The organism is Rhodovulum sp. DZ06, from assembly GCF_050586345.1.
Lineage (GTDB): Bacteria > Pseudomonadota > Alphaproteobacteria > Rhodobacterales > Rhodobacteraceae > JBOCEF01.
The window spans coordinates 1-17529 of record NZ_JBOCEF010000012.1 but is presented as its reverse complement, the minus strand read 5'-3'; the positions used below and the strand labels follow the sequence as shown (position 1 = coordinate 17529).

The window sequence follows — 17529 nt, the reverse complement described above, 5'->3', positions numbered from 1 at the left end:
GCCGCCCGCATGGCGAAACGCCGCCCCGGGGCGCAGGGGTGGGGCGCAGGGGTCAGGCGAAGAGGGACGCGTCGTAGCCGAGCATCAGCCCCGGGGCGCTGAAGGCGAAGAAATCGGCGGTCTCGGCGGCGTGGAGCACCTCCGCGTCGGCGCTGCGGTCTTCTTCCGCCCGCACGCCCATGCCGCCGGTCCCGACCCATTCGCCCCGCGCCCAGGCCGGGTCGGCGCCGACATAGGAGGACAGCCCCACGACCGCGCCCGAGGGGGCGAAGTCGAAGGGCGTGCAGCCCCCGGCATCCGAGACGCCGCCGAAGCTGCCCGCCTGCCAGGAGACGCCGCCGACGGTGGCGGTCCCGCGCTCGATCGCCATCCAGCCGATGGTCTCGGACGCGTGGCCGCCGCCGTTCAGCGCCTCTTCCTCCTGCATCGCCAGCTCCACCCCCGCGGCGTCGCGCCCGCGCATCCGCGTGGTGACGAAATCGGCCCCGTTCATGGTCTGCACCTGCGCCAGCACGGCGGGGGTGTCGTCAAAGGCGCCGCCGAAAGACACGCTCTCGAACCCGGAGGAGGTCAGCAACCCGCTCTCCAGCGTCCCGACTTCCAGCCGCGAGCCGTCGGCGAGGATCCAGGACCCGGCCTCGGCCACCACGAAATGCACGTCCTCGGGGCCATGGCCGCCGTCAAGGTGGTTCGGCTCCTGCAAGCGCAGGGTGAGGGTCGCGCCGCTGACTTCGGTGATGCGCACGTTCACCGCCTGCGCGCCGTTGTCCGAGGCGACGAAGGCGAAGGCGACGGGGTTGTCGAAGGCCCGGCCGAGGGCGACGGTCTGCGCCGCGTTGGTGAGCGACAGGCTCCCCGTCTCGAGGATCGCGCGCAGGGGGGCGCCGGCGAGGCCGAGGGAGGCGCCGTCGAAGGCGATGTAGTCGACATCCTCGCCGCCATGGCCGGTCTCGGCGTCGAAGCTGCGGTCCTCCTCGGCCGAGACGGTGAAATCGGCGGAGGTGAGGCCCGCGCCGCGGCTCCAGGCCGTGTCGGGGCCGTTGAAGGAGGAGATCCCGGCCAGCACCCCCGCGGCGGGGAAGGACACCGCGCCCGTCCCGCCGTCATGGCCGACGCCCGCCACGGTCCCCGCGTGCCAGGAGAAGCCGCCGAGCGACCCGGCGCCCGCGTCGATGGCGAGCCAGCCGACCGTCTCCGGCGCGTGGCCGCCTGGGTTCTGGGCCTCTTCCTCCTGCATCGCGATCTCGATGCCGGTCGCGGTCTTGTTCTGCATCCGGGTGGTGATGAAGCTCGCGCCGTTCACACTCTGCACCTGCGACAGCACCACGGGGGCGGCGTCGAAGCCTGCGTCGAAGCTCACGCTCTCGAACCCGGCGGAGGACAGGCGCGCGGTGTCGAGCGTCCCGGCCTCGAGCATCGTGCCGTCGGGGAGGAGCCAGGACCCCGCCTCGACCACCAGGTAATGCACCGTCTCGGCCCCGTGGCCGCCATCCATGTGGTCGGGTTCCTGCAGGCGCAGGGTCAGGGTCGCGCCGTCCACGTCGATGATGCGGGCGTTGACCGGGTCGGCGCCGTTCTCGGTGGCGACGAAGGCGAAGGCGACGGGGTTGTCGAAGGCCCGGTTCAGGGTGATGGTCTGCGGCGCGGTGGTGAGCTGCAGCGTCCCGGCCTCGAGGATCTCGGGCGGGGGCGGGGCGGCGACGCTCTTGCCGTAGACGACATAGGTCCGCCCGGCATGGGCGAGGAAGGAGTCGCCGGGCGCCGGGGTCGCCTGCGGCGCGCCGATGATGATGTCGTCCACCCCGTCGCCGTTGACGTCCCCCGCGCCGGACGCCGACCAGCCCAGCGCATCGGCGTTGGAGGGCGAGAACGGGCTGGTCCCCGACACCATGAAGCCATTGACCCCGTTGATGTCGTTGACCGAGAAGTCGCCATTGCTGTGCGCCGTGCCGCCGATGGTCCCGGTCGGCCCGCCGAACAGCACGAAGGCGGCGTTGAAGATGTCGGGGTTGCCCGCGCCCCCCGGGGTCAGCCCGGCCGAGCCGATGATGATGTCGGCATAGCCGTCATCATTGACGTCCCCCGCCCCGTCCACGGCGATGCCGAAATTGCCGGGGCCGAGGATCTCGATCCCGTCGGTTCCGTCGAGACCGTAGATGTCGATGGGCTGGGAGCCGAGATCGGCCGAGCCGTAGACCAGCGCCACCGAGCCCACGCCCTCGGGGGTGTTGGGGCTGGAGTACATGCCGACCAGGAAGTCGTCGAACCCGTCGCCGTTCACGTCCCCGACCGAGCCGACGATCATGTCCGGGTGGCCGATATTGATCGCCATCCCGGGGGAGGAGGTGATGGGGCTCGCCACCGCGCGGGTCGGCGCGGGGAAGGTCCCGCCGAAGGTGATGTAGACGTTGTACTGGGACGGCGTGCGGAAGGGCGCGCCGGGGGCGGTCATGATCATGTCGTCCGCGCCGTCGCCGTTGAAATCGCCGCCCGCGACGCGGGTCGCCATGCCGCCATGCTCGATCGGGCCGAACCAGCTGAGCGAGCTGGAGGAGGACGGCCCCGGCACGCCGGTATGGCTGTAGGGATAGACGACAGGGGTGGCGCCGGGCGTCGGAGCGGTCATCGGCACGTTGCCCGCGCCGCCGAACAGGATGTGGACCGCGCCTTCCTCGCCGCTGCTGCCCGTCCCGACATTCCACGGGTTGTAGGCCTTGTGCTCGGTGATGGCGACGTCCGGGACGCCGTCATTGTTGAAATCGCCGATCCCCGCGACCTCGACCCCCAGCTGGCCGGGAATGCCGGGATTGGAATCGAGCGCCCGGAACCCCTGCCCCGGGGCCAGCGCGTTGATGTCGACCTCGGGGGCGAAGCCGCCATCGGGGCGGCCGAACAGCACGAAGGCCTCGCCCGGCACGGCGTAGCCCGCCGAGAAGGCGACGGTGCCGACGACGATGTCGTCATAGCCGTCCTCGTTGAAATCGCCGATGGCGTCGACCGAGGTCCCGAGGCCGAGATTGTTCCGCACGCCCGAGACGACGAAGCCGTTGGAGCCGTCGAAGCTGAACGGGTTGAAATTGGACGGGACCCCCGCCTGGGACCCGAACACGACATAGAGGGCGCCGGCGCCGTAATTGACCGAGCTCCCCGCCGGGCCCCAGGCCTGGTCGCGGACGCCGACGACGAAATCGTCGATCCCGTCGCCGTTCATGTCCCCGGCCGAAGACACGGACCAGCCCGAATTCACGCCCGAGGCGTAGTTCGGGTCGATCCCCTCCAGGGTGAAGCCGTTGAGGCCGTTCAGGGTGTTGATGTCGAAAACCTGTGGGAAGAAGGTCATGGGCCGCTCCTCGGTCCTGGAATGCAGGGCGCTCCATGGCCCCCGCGCCCCGGCCGCCGATGGGGCGGCGGGCGAGACGGGACTCGGGGGCCGCGAAACGCTGGATGAATAAGTGAAGAACACTTTACAGGCGGGCCCGGCGAAAGTGGGGCGAATACGCCGATAAATAGAAAACTCTTGGGTGATTTCATCCCGAAACACACGCGATGGATGAACAGGGTAAGAAACCCTGCCCACCCGCCCCCGCGGCGCGCGCGCCCCTCGCCGCGCCCCGCGGGCGGCGCTAGGCTGGCCCCCTCTCCGCCCCGCCCCCTCTCCGCCCCGCCCCCTCCCCCACCCCGCTCCGCCGCAGGCCCGCCGATGCGCATCCACTCCGCCGCCATCCACTACTTCGAGGCCGTGCGCCGCGCGGGCTCGATCCGCGAGGCGGCGCGGCGGCTGAACGTGGCCTCCTCGGCGGTGAACCGGCAGATCCTGAAGCTCGAGGACGAGGTCGGCGTGCCCCTGTTCGAGCGGCGCGCCCATGGCGTGACGCTGACCGCGGCGGGGGAGCTTCTGGCCCGCCATGTCATCACCGTGCTGCAGGATCTCGAGCGCGCGCGCTCGGACATCCTGGCGCTGCAGGGCGCGCGGGTCGGGCACGTGGAGATCGCGGCGGTGGAGGGCGTCTGCGCGGGGCTGCTGCCCGGGGCGCTGGAGCGGCTGCGCGCGGCGGCGCCGGCGATCACGGTGGGGGTGCAGGTGATGGGCTCGGCCGCCATTCCCAAGGCGCTGGCCGAGGGGACGGCGAATCTCGGCGTGGCCTTCAACCTCGTGCCCCCGCCCGAGCTGCGCGAGGTGCAGCGGGTGAGCTTCAAGCTCGGCGCCGTGATGCGCCCCGACCACGCGCTCGCGGCGCGCGAGGTCGTGACGCTGGCGCAATGCGCGGCCTATCCGCTGATCTTCGCCGGCGAGGACCTGTCCATCGCCGGGCTGATGCGGGCGCCGCTGGGGGCGCTGGGGCGGCGGCTGACGCCGGCGATCACGGCGAGCTCGGTGGACCTGATCGGGCGGCTGGCGATGGCGGGGCTGGGGATCGGGTTCCAGACCGCGCTGGGGCTGGAGCAGGCGATCGCCGAGGGCCGGGCGGCGTTCCGGCCGCTGGACGCCAAGGGGCCGATCTGGAGCGACCTGTCGGTGACGGTGCGCGCCGGGCAGGCCCAGCCCGCGCCGGTGGAGCTGTTCCTGCGGCTGCTGGCCGAGGAGATGGAGCAGCGCTCCGGGGCCGCGCCCGGGGGCTGAGGGCGGCGCTGAGGGGGCGGAACGGGCGCCCTCGGGGAGGCGCAGGGCCTCCCGCTCGGCCGCCCGTGCGCGGGCTGCGCCCCCGCGGCGCCCGGCCCCCACGCCGCGCGCGGGCCGCCCCCGCGCCTTGCATGACATCCGCCAACAGCGAAACGCCGCCCGGGCGCGGTCGGGCGAGGGGGCCGGGCGCGCCCCGGCGGCCCGAAGCGACGCGCCTGCCGCACCCCCGCGGCGCCCGATGCCTTTTCGGCATCGCCCCACGCGAAACTCTGCGCTTTTTCGATCACCTGCGCCGCGGCTAGCGTCTCATTGCGCCGCAGCATTCAACGAAGAGCCAGCCGCCGCCGATGCCCGACCCCGCCGCAACCCCCGTCGCAGCCCCCGCCCCCGGCGCCCGCTCCGCAGACCTTTCCGCCCGCGCGGTGGACGCGGCGGCGCTGCCGGTGATCGACGTCTCGGCCCTCTCCTCCTCGGACCCCGCCGCGCGGGCCGCCACCGGCGCCGCGCTGCGCGCCGCCTGCCTCGACAAGGGGTTCTTCTACTGCGCCGGGCACGGCATCCCGCAGGGCCTGGTCGACGCCGCCTTCGCCGAGACCCGCGCCTTCTTCGACCGCCCCGAGGCGGAGAAGCTGGCCGTGGACAAGGCCCTCTCGCCCTGCAACCGGGGCTATGAGCGCCTCGGGGGCCAGACCCTCGAGGCCGGGGCCGGGCCGGACCGCAAGGAGGGGTTCTATATCGGCCTCGAGCTTCCCGAGGACGACCCGCGCGTCGCCGCGGGGCGCTTCAACCGCGGGCCGAACCTCTGGCCCCGGGACCAGCCCGGGTTCCGCCCGGTGATGCGCGCCTATTTCGCCGCGATGCAGGACCTCGGGGAGCGGCTGATGCGCGGCATCGCCCTGTCGCTGGACCTGCCGGAGGATCATTTCGACGCGTTCTGCCGAGACCCGCTCGCCACCCTGCGGCTGCTGCATTACCCGCCCGCGACCGGCGCCGCGGGAGAGCGCGGGGCGGGCGCCCATACCGATTTCGGCGGCCTCACGCTGCTGCTGCAGGACGACAATGGCGGGCTGCAGGTCTTCGACAACAAGACCGACAGCTGGATCGCCGCCGCGCCGATCCCGGGGACCTTCGTCATCAACCTCGGCGACATGATCGCCCGCTGGACCAATGACCGCTACCGCTCGACCCTGCACCGGGTGGTCAACAGCTCCGGCAAGGAACGCTACTCGATCCCCTTCTTCTATGTCGGGAACCCGGACGTCGAGGTGACGGCCCTGCCCGGCTGCCTCGCCCCCGGGGAGGCCCCGAAATACCCCCCGACCACCGTCGAGGGCCATATCCAGGAGATGTACCGGAGGACCTATGCCTGAGGCCGCGATCCTGGTGCATGGCGCCTGGGCGGGGCCCTGGGTCTGGGACCGGTTCGCGCCGCTGCTCGAGGCGGCGGGGATCCGCACCGTCGCCGTCGACCTGCGCCCCGATCCCGACATGGGCCCCGGCGAAGACCCGGGCCTGCCGCAACAGCTTGCGCGGATCGAGGCGGCGCTGGACGCGCTCGGCGGCCAAGCGGCGCTGATCGGCCATTCGGGCGGCGGCGTCGCCATTTCCGCGGCGGCCGAGGCGTTCCCCGAGCGCATCTCCCGCCTCGTCTATGTCGCGGGGATGATGCTGCCCTCGGGCATGGGCTTCGCGGACCTGCTCGCCGCCGAGGACGCCGCCGCGCGCGGCATGGCCGGGATCGGCCCGCACCTGAACTGGACCGCGGACGGCGCCGCCTCCGTCGCCCCGCCCGAGGCGGCGATGGCGATCTTCTTCAACGACTGCCCGGCCGAGGTGGCCGAGACCGCCGCCCACCGCCTGACGCCCCAGCCCGAAGCCGGCCGCGCCCTGGCCGCGACCCTGACGCCCGCCCGCTTCGGCCGCGTGCCGCGCCTTTACGTCATCGCCGACGAGGACCGCGCCGTGCGCCCCGAGATGCAGCGCCGGATGATCGAGCTGTCCCCCGGCGCCGAGGTCCTGCGCCTTCCGACCGGCCATGCGCCGCAACTCTCCGCCCCGGACCTTCTGGCCGAGGCGATCCTGCCCTTCCTCGCCGATCCCGGCGCGGAGCCCACACCCGTGACCCAGACCACGATGGAGACCCTGAAATGAGCCTTCTTCGCAGCCGCGCCCTCGGCGCGCTCCTCGCCTCCTGCGCCGCGTTCCCGGCCCTCGCCGCCGACGAGGTGTCCTTCATGATCGACTGGCTGCCCGCGGGCGACAAGGCGGCGGTCTATTACGGGGTCCAGTCGGGGATCTTCGCCAAGCACGACCTCGACGTCACCGTCATGGTCGGCCGCGGGTCCTCGGACGTTGTGACCAAGCTGGCCACCGGCACCGCCGACGTCGGGACCGGGGGCCTGTCGGCGCTGCTCCAGGCCAAGGCGGGGGGCGAGGTGCCGGTGAAGGCGCTCGCCTCGATCTATACCAAGCAGCCCGACGCGATCTTCACCTATGAAGGCTCGGGGATCGAGAAGCTGGCCGATGTCGCGGGCAAGAAGATCGCCACCGCCACCTTCTCCTCCTCCAACGTCTCCTGGCCGCTGGTGCTGGAGAGCATCGGCGTCGACCCGGCCTCGGTCGAGGTGCTGAAGGTCGATCCGGGCGCGCTCGGGCCGATGCTGGCCGCGGGGCGGGTGGATGCGACGATCAACTGGCTGACGGTGGCGCCGGCGATCTCGGCGACGCTCGACCAGGCCGGCAAGACCTTCAAGTCCCACGCCTGGTCCGATTACGGCTACGAGGGCTACGGGCTGTCGCTGTTCGTGTCCGAGACATACCTGGCCGAGAACCCCGAGGTCGTCGACCGCCTGCTCGCCGCCTACCAGGAGGCGACCGCCGCCGCCATCGCCGACCCCAAGGCCGCGGCCGAGGCGCTGAAGGCGATGGTGCCCGAGGTGGACGTGGACATCGCCATCGACCAGTGGACCGCCTCGATCCCGCTGATGGTCAACGAGATCACCGAGGCCGACGGCATGGGCGCGATCACCGATGCGCGGCTCGCGACCTCCTGGGCCTGGGTGTCGAAGGCGCAGGGCCTGCCGGAAGATGCGCTCGACCTCTCGACCGTCGTCGCCAAGTGACCCGCGCCGCGGGGGGCCGCCGCGCCCCCCGCGCGCCAGCCGGAAAGACCGCCATGCCGCCTGCTCCCGTTCCCTCCATCGCCTTCAAGGGCGTCGGCCAGGTCTTCACGACCGGGGACGGCCGCCCGGTGCGCGCGCTCGAGGACCTGTCCTTCTCCACCGCGCAGCATGAATTCGTCTCGGTGCTCGGGCCGTCGGGCTGCGGGAAATCCACCCTGCTGCGGCTGCTCTCGGGCCTCATCGCGCCCACGGAAGGGGTCATCGAGATCAACGGCGACCCGGTGCACGGTCCGCGGGACGAGATCGGCATCGTGTTCCAGAAGCCGACACTGCTGCCGTGGCTGACCATCGCGCAGAACGTGACCTTCCCGAAGAAGCACAAGTTCGGCGTGGTGACGCGGGAGGACCGGACCCGCGCCGAGGCGCTGCTGGAGCTGGTGGGCCTGAAGGATTTCGCAGACCGGCGCCCGGACGAGCTGTCGGGCGGCATGCAGCAGCGCGCCGCCATCGCCCGCGCGCTGCTCCTCGACCCCGAGATCCTGCTGATGGACGAGCCGTTCAGCGCCCTCGACGCCCTGACGCGCGACGAGATGAGCTTCGAGCTGCTGCGCATCTGGGCCGAGCGGCCCAAGACCGTCCTCTTCATCACCCACTCGATCCCCGAGGCGCTGCTGCTTTCGGACCGGCTGATCGTCATGACCGGCCGCCCCGGCTCGGTGCGCGAGGAGATCCCCCTGCCCTTCCCCCGCCCCCGCTCCATGGCCACGCTGTCGGACCCGCGTTTCAACGAGCTCGCCGCCCATATCCGCCACGCCCTCTTCTCGCAGCCGGTGGCCTGAGATGGGCGCGATGTTCCGCTTCCTCGACCGCTTCGCGACGCCGCTGACCTTCCTCGGGATCTTCGCGGTGTGGGAGGCGTGCTGCCGCGCCTTCGCCATCCCCAGCTTCCTGCTGCCGAAACCGACCGAGATTATGACGGCGGCGATCGGCGTGGACCTGTCGATCTGGGCCAAGCACATCTGGTCCACCGTGCGGGTGGCGGGCATGGGCTATGCCGCCGCGATCCTGGTCGGCGTGCCGCTGGCGGTGGCGCTGGCCACGTCGCGAGTCATGGCCAAGACCCTCTACCCCGTGCTGATCGTGGTGCAATCCACCCCCGTGGTCGCCGTCGCGCCGATCATCGTGGTGACGCTGGGCGCGGGGGACATGCCGCGCGTGGTCATCACCTTCCTGATCGCCTTCTTCCCCATCGTCGTCTCCACCACCACCGGCCTGCTGGCGACGCCGGAGGAGCTGATCGAGCTCTCCCGCTCGCTCCGCGCCGGGTTCCGGCGCGAGGTGCTGGACATCCGCCTGCCCTATGCGCTGCCCTACCTGTTCTCCGCCGCCAGGATCTCCGTCACCCTGTCGGTGATCGGCGCGGTGGTGGCGGAGTTCGTGGCGGCGGAGGCGGGGCTGGGCTTTTACATCGCCTTCTCCACCTCCTTCTTCAAAATCCCCCAGGCCTTCGCCGCGCTCGTGGTCCTCGTGCTGCTGTCGCTGGCCCTGTTCCGCCTGACCGCCTGGGTGCAGCGCCGCTTCGCGCCCTGGTCGCTGCCCAAATCCGAGAGATGAGCATGACCGACACCTATCCCGCTGGAACCCTTCGCGACTATGACGCGCGCCTGCTGCGCCGCGCCTTCGCCATCGCCGCCGCGGCGCGCGAGGGGGGCGACCACCCGTTCGGCTGCCTGCTGGCGGGCCCGGAGGGGGACATCCTGCTCGAACAGGGCAACGGCTATTCCGCCGAGGGGGGCGACCTGACCGCCCATGCCGAGAAGCTTCTGGCGAGCCGCGCCGCGAAACAGTGGGACCCGGAATTCCTCGCGGGCTGCACCATGTACACCTCGGCCGAGCCCTGCGCGATGTGCTCGGGCGCGGTCTACTGGTCCGGCATCGGTCGGGTGGTCTATGGCCAGTCCGAACGCTCCTTGCTGGACCAGACCGGGAACCACGCGGAGAACCCGACCATGGACCTGCCCTGCCGCGTGGTCTTCGCCGCCGGGCAGCGGCTGGTCGACGTCGTCGGCCCGATGCTCGAGGACGAGGCCGCCGCCCTCCATGACGGGTTCTGGGACAGGTGAGGCACGCGCGCGCCAAGGACGCCGCCCACGCGCTGGCGCTGCTGGGGGCGATGGGCCCGGGCGCGCGGGTCTTCGCCGGGGCGACCACCTTCGCGCCGGTCACCCCCGACCCGCTGCCCGCGCTGGGGGTGGACGTGTCGGGCGCCGATTTCGGGTCGATGCTGGAGATCGCGGGCGGCGCCGCCGACATCGCCGCCAATGCGCCGCTAGAAGCCCTGCGCCGAGATCCCGCCCTGCGCGCCGCGCTGCCGCCGCTGGCGGACCTGCTCGCGCGCGTCGGGGCGATGGCGGTGCGCAACCTCGCCACCCTCGGCGGCGGGGTGATCTGGCCGGGCGGGGACCTGCGCGCCGCGCTCGCCCCCCTCGGGGCCGAGGCGGTGTTCGCGAAGGCGGGCGCGGTCCCGGTCGAGGACGCCGCGCAGGAGACCGGCGACGTGCTGACCCGCATCCGCATCCCCCTGCCCGCCCCCGGGGCCTGGACGGTCGAAAAGCTCGGCCATCGCGAACGGTTCAGCCCCGCGAAGCTGATCCTCTCGGTCCATCGAGGGGACGGGCCGCCGCGCCTCGCCCTCGGCGCCGCCGGGCGGGGGCTGACCACCGGCACGGACCCCGGGGCGCTGCTCTCCGGCCTCGGCCGCACCGAGGCGCGGATCGCCCGGGCCATGCTCTCCGACGCGCTGGAAAGGACCTGTGCATGAGCGCGCTGACCGAGGACCTCTCCGCCAAGCTCTCCGGCGCCTTCCGCTACCTGGCCGATGACGCGCCCGAGGGCTGCCTGCACGCCGCCGTGCTGCGCTCGCCCCTGCCGCATGCGCGGATCGAGGCGCTGGACCTTGCCCCCGCGCTGGCCATGCCGGGCGTGGTCGCCGCGATCAGCGCCGCAGACATGCCGCCGGGCCTGCGGCTCGGGCTGCGGCTGCGCGACCAGCCGCCGCTGGCCGACGGCGTGGTGCGGATGGTGGGCGAGCCGATCGCCGCCATCGCCGCCCGCACCGCGGCCGAGGCGAGCGCCGCCGTCGACGCCATCGCCCTGGCGCTGACGCCCCTGCCGCCGGTCACCGACCCCGGGGCGGCGCTGGCGCCGGGCGCGACGCCGCTGCACCCGGGCGGCAACCTCTGTTCGCGCTTCGATTACGCGGTGGGCGACGCCGACGCCGCCCTGCCCCGCGCCGCGCACCGGGTGGAGCTGTCCCTGCGCACCCCCCGCCAGATGCACGCGGCGATGGAGACCGAGGGCGGCATCGCCTTCCCCACGGCGAACGGCCTCCATATCCGCGCCCCGGGCCATGACCCGCTCGGCGCCGCGCGGGCGGCGGCGGAGATCACGGGCCTGGCGGCGGAGGACATCACCGTCCAGGCCTCGCCCATCGGCGGCAGTTTCGGCGGCAAGGAGGATCTGCACGTCCAGCCGATGCTGGCCCTGCTGGCCCATCGCGCGGGGGCGCCGGTGCGCCTTGTCCTCAGCCGTCCCGAGAGCGTGGCGGCGGGGATCAAGCGGCACCCGTTCGACATCCGCCTCTCGGTCGGCTGCGACGCGGAGGGGCGGCTCACGGCGCTGAGCGTGGATGCCCTGGCCGATACCGGCGCCTATGCCAGCCACGGGCCGGAGGTCCTCGACACGGCGATGGAGAACGCCCCCGGCCCCTACGCCATCCCCGACCTGCGGCTGACCGGGCGGCTGGCCTATACCAACACCGGCGTCTCGGGCGCCTTCCGCGGCTTCGGCGCGGTGCAGACCGAATGCGCCATCGAGGCGGCGATGGAGGCGCTGGCGAAGCGCGCGGGCCTGCACCCGCTGGAACTCCGGCGCCGCAACCTCGCCCCCGATGCCGGGCCGCTGGGGCAACGCATCGTGCCGCGGCCGGAGTTCCACGCCGTGCTGGACGCGATGGAGGCGCTGCCGCCCGCGCCCGAAGCCCGGCCCGAAACGGCGCCCCGCCGCCACGTCCTCGGGACCGGCTGGGCGCTGGTCAGCAAGGGCGAGGGCTTCGCGCAGGGAGGCCCCAACGGCGCGGCCGGCGCGCTGGCGCTCGAGGCGGATGGGCGGCTGACGCTGCGGGCGGGGCTGGTGGACATGGGGCAGAACCTCGCCCCCTCCGCCGCCGCGCTGCTGGCGGGGGCGCTCGGCGTGGCCGAGGGCGACTGCGCCGCGGTGTTCGGCGGGACGGGGGATGGCGATGCGGGGCCGACCTCGGCCTCGCGCGGGGCGCAGATCGCCGCGCGGCTGGTGACGGCGGGGGCCGAGGGCTTCCGCGCCGCGCTGCTGGCGCGGGCCGGGGCGCAGGCTCCCGGGCCGTGGACGCTGGTCCCGGGCGGCCTCGCCCATCCCGGGGACAACGCCCCGCGGATCAGCTTCGCCGCATTGGCCGCCGCGTGCGCAAAGGACGGCCCGCTGGTCCATCCCGTGACCGTCCCGGCGATCGAGACCGATCCCGGCCCGGTCCCCGGCCACGCCCTTTTCGCCACCTGCGGCGCGCGGGCGGTGGTGGCGGTGGACACGGCCACCGGCGCGGCCCGGTGCCTTGCGCTCGACATCCTGCCCGCCTGCGGCAAGCCGATCCTGCCGAAGGTCTACGAGGGCCAGGTCGCGGGCGGCGCGGTGCAGGCGCTGGGCTTCTGCCTGACCGAGGACCTGCCCGCCGCGGAGGGCGCCTTCGCGGCCTCGAACCTCGACGGGTATTTCATCCCCACCCTGGCCGATGCGCCCGAGATCCGGGTGCACCCCGTGGACGCGCTGGCGCCGGACGACCCCGTGGGGCGGCGCGGGGTGGGCGAGATCGCGCTCAACGCCGCCGCGCCCGCGATCCTGAACGCGCTGGCCGACGCCCTCGGGGGCGCGCCCGCCGCCCTGCCCCTGCGCGCCGCAGAGGCGCTGGACCTGCTGGAGGCGCGCCGATGATCCGCTTCACCCTCGACGGCGCCGTGGTGGAGGCGCCGGACCCCGCGGCGCGGCTGTCGTCGCTGATCGCCGACCGGCCCGGCGGGTCGGTGCGCACGCCCTGCGGGATCGGGCGCTGCGGCGCCTGCACGGTGCTGGTGGACGGCGCCGCGACGCCCGCCTGCCTGGCGCTGGTCGGGCGGCTTGAGGGCGCGCGGGTCGAGACGGCGGCGGGCGTGGCCCGGCGGCGCCCCGACCTCGTGCGCCTGCTGGCAGAAGAAGCGGGGGTGCAGTGCGGCTACTGCGCGCCCGGCCTGCTGGCCGCCGCGGCCGCCGCCACCGCCACGGACGGGGCCACGGACGGGGCCGGCGTGGATGTCGAAGAGCTGGTGGAGCGGCTGTCGGGCAATCTCTGCCGCTGCTCGGGCTACCAGGGCCTGCGCCGGGCGCTGGCGAGGCTGGCGGCGGACGCGAGCTGATCGCGCCCCCTGGCGGGCTAAGGCCATGCGCCGGGGGCGGCGCGCGGCGCCGGCCCGTCATGCCCTGGGCGTAATTTCCTTTGATTGGCGCGAATATTTACGTAGCGTGAATGGAATTCATCACCTGCGCGCCTCGAAACTGAACAGCGATGCAACGCCCCTTCCGGCCAGCGGCTTTTATTTGCGGTGCAGCACGGGTCGTCCAAACCGCCGCGCGACGCGGCGCGAGACCGGAGCCGCCTGCATGCCCCTGGACCGTTTCGCCGCCAGTCTCCCCCGGCCCGCTTTCCGCGCCGCCGCCGCGCTGTGCCTCCTGCTCGGCGCCCAGCCGCTTGCGGCCGCCCCGGCGGAGAGCTGCTCGGTCGCCGCGGGGTCCTTCTGCGCGGCGGGCGCCGACCCGGATGCGTCCCTGCCCGGCAACGCGTGCGCGGAACAGGACTTGCTGCAGAAGATCAGCGCCCCGGACGCCGACGGGGTGGTCGAGCTGGATGGAACCTGCCTCTACGCCCTCTCGGCCGACCCGGCGGAGCCCGGCGCGCGCTCCGGGGACGACGCGCCCTCGGGCATCTCGCTGCGGGGGATCAGGAGGCTCGAGGGCAACGGCGCGATCATCCTGCGCCGGGGCGAGGCGGCGTTCAGGCTGCTCGACGCCGCCGGGCCGATCACCATCCGCAACCTGACCCTGAGCAACGGGCGCCACCGGCGCGGCGCGGGCCTGCTGGCCACCGGCGACGTGACGCTGGAGAACATGACCTTCCTCGGGAACGTCGCCGACTCCCGGGGCGGCGCCATTTTCCTCAGCGGCGGGGGCAGGCTGACCATCCGCAACAGCCGGTTCATCGCCAACCAGGCCGACACCGGCGCCGTCTTCCAGTGCGGCGACGGCGACCGCGCCCGCAGGGCGCAGACCGGGGTGACGTGGGAGATCGCCAACTCGATCTTCGTCGACAACATCGCCACGTCGCGGGCGCCCGGAAACGCGGCGCTGGAGGATTGCGACGACGCGACGGGGCGCGTCGACGGCAACGTGTTCCACGGCGCCGTCCTGCGCGACACCCTGGTGGCGCAGGTGGTCGGCGCGCTCTCGTTCCGCAACAACATCGTCTCCAACCACCGCTGGGGGCTGCGCTGGTCCCCGCCCGGGGAGCGCGGGACGCAGCCCGGCCCGGCGGTGAGCGAGGATCACAACCTGTTCGCGGCCCCGGGCGCAACGGCGGCGGCCGAGGCGGCGCGGGCCGCGCGCGCCGCCCCCGCGGGTCGGGACGACGGCCTGTCGGAATTCGAGCGGCGCCTCCGGGACGGCGCGCCGCCGCCGCCGCCCGCCATGGGCCTGCTGAAACCCGGGGGCCTGTCGCCGCGCGCGTTCGATGCGGCGCAGATCGCCCCCGGCGGCCATGACCTCGTGGCCGAGGACGCGCATTTCATGGATGCCGGCGCGCTCGACTTCAGGCTGACCGGGCGCTCCGCGGCCATCGACGCCGGGGCGCGCGGGGGCGCGGAGACCGACGCCGCGGGCGCCGCCCGGCCCCATGGCGGCTCCGCGCCCGATATCGGCGCCTTCGAGTTCACGCCCGGCCCGATCCTGCGGGTGGAGAGCCACGGCTCGCCGTGGGTGCGGCACGGCCTGGGCCTGCATTTCGCCGTGGCGGTGCGCAACCTGGGCGACCGGGCGGCCGCCGGTGTGACGGTGCGGCAAGAGCTGCCGCCGGGCGTCCGGGCCGCGCAGATCAGCGACGGCGGCAGGTTCGACGCGGACGCCGTGACCTGGACGCTCCCCCGGCTCGGGGCGGGAGCCGGCAAGCTGCTGACCTACACGGCCGCGCTCGAAGACCCGGGGACCGACGGGGCGGCGCTGGACGCGGAGGGCGCGACCGCGGCCGCCGCGGACGGGACCGTGACCGCCGCCGCGGCGCGGCGCTGGTCGGCGGTCGTGAACCCGCGCATCACCGCGCAGATGGACCTGCTGCCCGGCCTCGACGCGTTCGCGTTCAAGAACATCTCCGGCAGCCTCGACACCGACCTGACGACGGCGGACGTGGTCGGGCTGTTCGGCCGGTCGGCCTGCGTCGACCCGGGCGCCGCGACCTGCACCCTGCGCCCCGAGAGGGAGATGTGGCGCAGGGAAAGGCTGGACTTCCTGTCCGGCGGCCATTGCGTCGGGATGGCCGAGGGCGCCCTCAGCCTGCGCTACGGACGCCTGGACGACCCGGGGCTGGACCGGAACGCCGCGCGGCTGGACGCGGGCGCCGTCGGCGCCGCCGACCTCTCGAAGCCTGCGGCGCGGCGCATGATCACCCGCTTCGCGGCCGCGCAGCTGCTGATCCCGGTGAAGACGCGGGCGCTGATCGCGGCCGGCCTCCTGCCCTTCAATCACCGCGGGACGGCGGGGGACGCCGCCCGCTCGCCCTTCGCGAAGGCGCCCATCGCCAGCCTGCCGGCCCTCTTCAAGGCGAATTTCACGGCGCCCTCCCCCGCGGATCGCTACACGCTGGGCGTCGCCAACCGGGACCTCGGCGGGGGGCATCGCCTCCTGCCCTGGGCGCTGGAGGAAGACGGCGCCGGGATCGCGAAGATCCATGTCCATGACAGCAACGCGCCGGACGAGACCGACCTTTTCATCGAGATCGACACCCGGGCCGGGACCTGGCGCTACGCGCCCGCCTACGCCGCCCATGCCGTGCCGCCCGTGGACTGGCAGGGGGACGCGGGCACGGGCTCGCTCACGCTCTCGAGCTTCGCGCATGCCGTCAGCCTGCCGAAATGCGACTACAACACCACCGGCTACTGCCCGTCGGACGTGGCCGGGGCCCCCGCCGCGCCCGCGACGGTCGAGGTGATGCTGAGCGGCCCGGGCTATGTCACCGTCACCCGCAGCGACGGCAAGACCGCGGGGCTGGACGCACAGGGGACCTGGTCCTCGGAGATCGAGGGCGCGGCGGCCCTGCCCGTGGCCGTGGGCGCGCGCGGCTTCCGCGGGCCGCTGATCAGCATTCCGCACGAACCGGGCATGACCTACAGCATGGCCCTGTTCCCGCGCGCCGAATTGCCGGACGCCGCGCCGCGCGCGGGACGGCTTCACGTCTCCGGCCCGCGTTTCGCCGCGACGATCGACGGGGTGATCCTGGCCTACCAGCGGGGGTGGGACCAGGCGCTCACCACCGTCTCCGCCGCGCCGGACGCGGGGCGGATCGGGCTGCGCAGCGACGTGGCCCAGCAGGTCGACATGGAGCTGGGGGCCAGCCGCGCCGACGGCTCCGGCGTGCTCGTGAGCCTGGCCGCGCACGGGATCGCGCCGAAGGGCGGTCTCGACATGGCCTGGGACGCGGCTTCGGACGCCCTGGCGCTGCGCGATGGCGACCATGCGCCCACGCAGTTCGCGCTGACCGTCGCCAGCATCGGCGCCGATGGCGGCGTCGACACGCGGTCCATGGTGGCAAGCGACGACGGCGCGGAGCTGGAGCTGGAGCTGGAGCTGGAGGTGGATGTCGGCGCCCGTGTCGTGGCGACGCCTGTCACCGGCCCGCGAGAGGAGATCGACCGCCATTTCGCGGCGACGCCCGACGCGCCCTTCCGCTTCATGCTGGAGAGCCGGGAGACGCCGGCGCGGGTCCTGGCCGTCTCCGCCGAGGGCGCGGCGGTGCTGGCGCCCCTTCCCTACGGGCGAGCTCGCGCGGCGTTCGTGTTCGAGCTGGAACCGGCGGGCGCGGAAGGCCTCGACCGGACTTATGCAATCCGGGAGAGCCGCGGCGCGCGACGGGTCCTGCAGCTGGCCGAGACGCCGGGCGGCGGCGTCGGCCTTGTCGCCGCCGCCGTGGAGGAGGGCCCGCTGCCGGAGGGCGCGGCGATCCGGGTCGAAGAGGTCTCGGCGCGCACGGAGGAGATGTGGATCCTCTCCACCGCGACCCCGCCGGCGTACCGGATGCTCGCCTATGACGCGGCGGGGCGGATGCGGCTGGTGGACCTGGAGGATGAGAGGGCCCTGGACGGCGCGACCTTCCAGTTCCGGATGCTGCGGGTGGAGTGACCGCCTTGTCGCCAGCCCCCATCGGCGCCCGCCCAGGTGTCGGAAGAGGGCGGCGCGGTCTTTCTGTTCGTGGATGCAGGTGTTTTCGAGCGGTATCTCGGGGCTCCGGCGAGGGTTTCGCCCGGGGCATGCGGCGTGGGGCCTGGTTGGTGAGGCGTGGAACGCAAAAACGCCGCCAAGCTGGTGCTTGGCGGCGTTTTTAGTTTGGTTGCGGGGGCAGGATTTGAACCTGCGACCTTCAGGTTATGAGCCTGACGAGCTACCGGGCTGCTCCACCCCGCG

12 protein-coding genes and 1 tRNA gene are annotated in these 17529 nt (G+C 73.6%); 11 read left to right on the top strand and 2 right to left on the bottom strand.

Translation table 11 applies throughout. From position 1 onward, the window contains the following. Nucleotides 1-52: 52 nt before the first annotated feature. Complete coding sequence (locus tag ACQ5SO_RS07665) at nt 53-3340, bottom strand: integrin alpha (protein WP_430940996.1); 3288 nt, start codon at nt 3338-3340, stop codon at nt 53-55. Nucleotides 3341-3700: 360 nt separating this feature from the next. Between ACQ5SO_RS07665 and ACQ5SO_RS07660 the strand changes: the two genes are divergently transcribed. From ACQ5SO_RS07660 to ACQ5SO_RS07610, 11 genes are all read left to right on the top strand, one after another. Beyond that, nucleotides 3701-4621: a LysR family transcriptional regulator gene (locus ACQ5SO_RS07660; RefSeq protein WP_430940995.1), complete on the top strand. Its 921-nt coding sequence runs from the start codon at nt 3701-3703 to the stop codon at nt 4619-4621. Nucleotides 4622-4968: 347 nt separating this feature from the next. Then, on the top strand, nt 4969-5991 hold the full coding sequence (locus ACQ5SO_RS07655; protein ID WP_430940994.1) for an isopenicillin N synthase family dioxygenase: 1023 nt from the start codon (nt 4969-4971) through the stop codon (nt 5989-5991). Next, nucleotides 5984-6772, top strand: a complete 789-nt coding sequence (locus tag ACQ5SO_RS07650; RefSeq protein ID WP_430940993.1) for an alpha/beta fold hydrolase — start codon at nt 5984-5986, stop codon at nt 6770-6772. Before ACQ5SO_RS07655 ends, ACQ5SO_RS07650 begins: the two co-directional genes overlap by 8 nt. Beyond that, a complete protein-coding gene (locus ACQ5SO_RS07645; RefSeq protein ID WP_430940992.1) occupies nt 6769-7743 on the top strand; it encodes an ABC transporter substrate-binding protein in 975 nt (324 codons plus the stop codon). The genes ACQ5SO_RS07650 and ACQ5SO_RS07645 overlap by 4 nt, the downstream gene beginning before the upstream one ends. Before the next feature lie 53 nt (nt 7744-7796). Beyond that, nucleotides 7797-8582 carry an ABC transporter ATP-binding protein gene (locus ACQ5SO_RS07640; protein WP_430940991.1) on the top strand — a complete coding sequence of 262 codons (786 nt, stop codon included), beginning with the start codon at nt 7797-7799 and terminating at the stop codon, nt 8580-8582. Nucleotides 8583-8592: 10 nt separating this feature from the next. Further along, nucleotides 8593-9357 carry an ABC transporter permease gene (locus ACQ5SO_RS07635; RefSeq protein WP_430940990.1) on the top strand — a complete coding sequence of 255 codons (765 nt, stop codon included), beginning with the start codon at nt 8593-8595 and terminating at the stop codon, nt 9355-9357. Between the two features lie 2 nt (nt 9358-9359). Continuing rightward, nucleotides 9360-9866: a nucleoside deaminase gene (locus tag ACQ5SO_RS07630; protein ID WP_430940989.1), complete on the top strand. Its 507-nt coding sequence runs from the start codon at nt 9360-9362 to the stop codon at nt 9864-9866. Further along, nucleotides 9863-10564 carry an FAD binding domain-containing protein gene (locus ACQ5SO_RS07625; RefSeq protein ID WP_430940988.1) on the top strand — a complete coding sequence of 234 codons (702 nt, stop codon included), beginning with the start codon at nt 9863-9865 and terminating at the stop codon, nt 10562-10564. Before ACQ5SO_RS07630 ends, ACQ5SO_RS07625 begins: the two co-directional genes overlap by 4 nt. Further along, nucleotides 10561-12765, top strand: a complete 2205-nt coding sequence (locus ACQ5SO_RS07620) for a xanthine dehydrogenase family protein molybdopterin-binding subunit (RefSeq protein ID WP_430940987.1) — start codon at nt 10561-10563, stop codon at nt 12763-12765. The genes ACQ5SO_RS07625 and ACQ5SO_RS07620 overlap by 4 nt, the downstream gene beginning before the upstream one ends. Continuing rightward, on the top strand, nt 12762-13223 hold the full coding sequence (locus ACQ5SO_RS07615; protein ID WP_430940986.1) for a (2Fe-2S)-binding protein: 462 nt from the start codon (nt 12762-12764) through the stop codon (nt 13221-13223). Before ACQ5SO_RS07620 ends, ACQ5SO_RS07615 begins: the two co-directional genes overlap by 4 nt. 244 nt (nt 13224-13467) lie before the next feature. Further along, nucleotides 13468-17247, top strand: coding sequence for a choice-of-anchor Q domain-containing protein (locus ACQ5SO_RS07610; RefSeq protein ID WP_430940985.1), 3780 nt, complete (start codon nt 13468-13470; stop codon nt 17245-17247). Between the two features lie 205 nt (nt 17248-17452). Here the strand turns inward: ACQ5SO_RS07610 and ACQ5SO_RS07605 are convergent. Then, nucleotides 17453-17529: transfer RNA gene (locus ACQ5SO_RS07605), tRNA-Met, on the bottom strand.

Excerpts from the sequence above, each read along its gene's own strand:
- ACQ5SO_RS07635 (WP_430940990.1), top strand. The coding sequence starts at position 8,593 with ATGTTCCGCTTCCTCGACCGCTTCGCGACGCCGCTGACCTTCCTCGGG.
- ACQ5SO_RS07615 (WP_430940986.1), top strand. The coding sequence starts at position 12,762 with ATGATCCGCTTCACCCTCGACGGCGCCGTGGTGGAGGCGCCGGACCCC.
- ACQ5SO_RS07630 (WP_430940989.1), top strand. The coding sequence starts at position 9,360 with ATGACCGACACCTATCCCGCTGGAACCCTTCGCGACTATGACGCGCGC.
- ACQ5SO_RS07655 (WP_430940994.1), top strand. The coding sequence starts at position 4,969 with ATGCCCGACCCCGCCGCAACCCCCGTCGCAGCCCCCGCCCCCGGCGCC.
- ACQ5SO_RS07640 (WP_430940991.1), top strand. The coding sequence starts at position 7,797 with ATGCCGCCTGCTCCCGTTCCCTCCATCGCCTTCAAGGGCGTCGGCCAG.
- ACQ5SO_RS07610 (WP_430940985.1), top strand. The coding sequence starts at position 13,468 with ATGCCCCTGGACCGTTTCGCCGCCAGTCTCCCCCGGCCCGCTTTCCGC.
- ACQ5SO_RS07650 (WP_430940993.1), top strand. The coding sequence starts at position 5,984 with ATGCCTGAGGCCGCGATCCTGGTGCATGGCGCCTGGGCGGGGCCCTGG.
- ACQ5SO_RS07620 (WP_430940987.1), top strand. The coding sequence starts at position 10,561 with ATGAGCGCGCTGACCGAGGACCTCTCCGCCAAGCTCTCCGGCGCCTTC.
- ACQ5SO_RS07645 (WP_430940992.1), top strand. The coding sequence starts at position 6,769 with ATGAGCCTTCTTCGCAGCCGCGCCCTCGGCGCGCTCCTCGCCTCCTGC.
- ACQ5SO_RS07660 (WP_430940995.1), top strand. The coding sequence starts at position 3,701 with ATGCGCATCCACTCCGCCGCCATCCACTACTTCGAGGCCGTGCGCCGC.
- ACQ5SO_RS07665 (WP_430940996.1), bottom strand. The coding sequence starts at position 3,340 with ATGACCTTCTTCCCACAGGTTTTCGACATCAACACCCTGAACGGCCTC.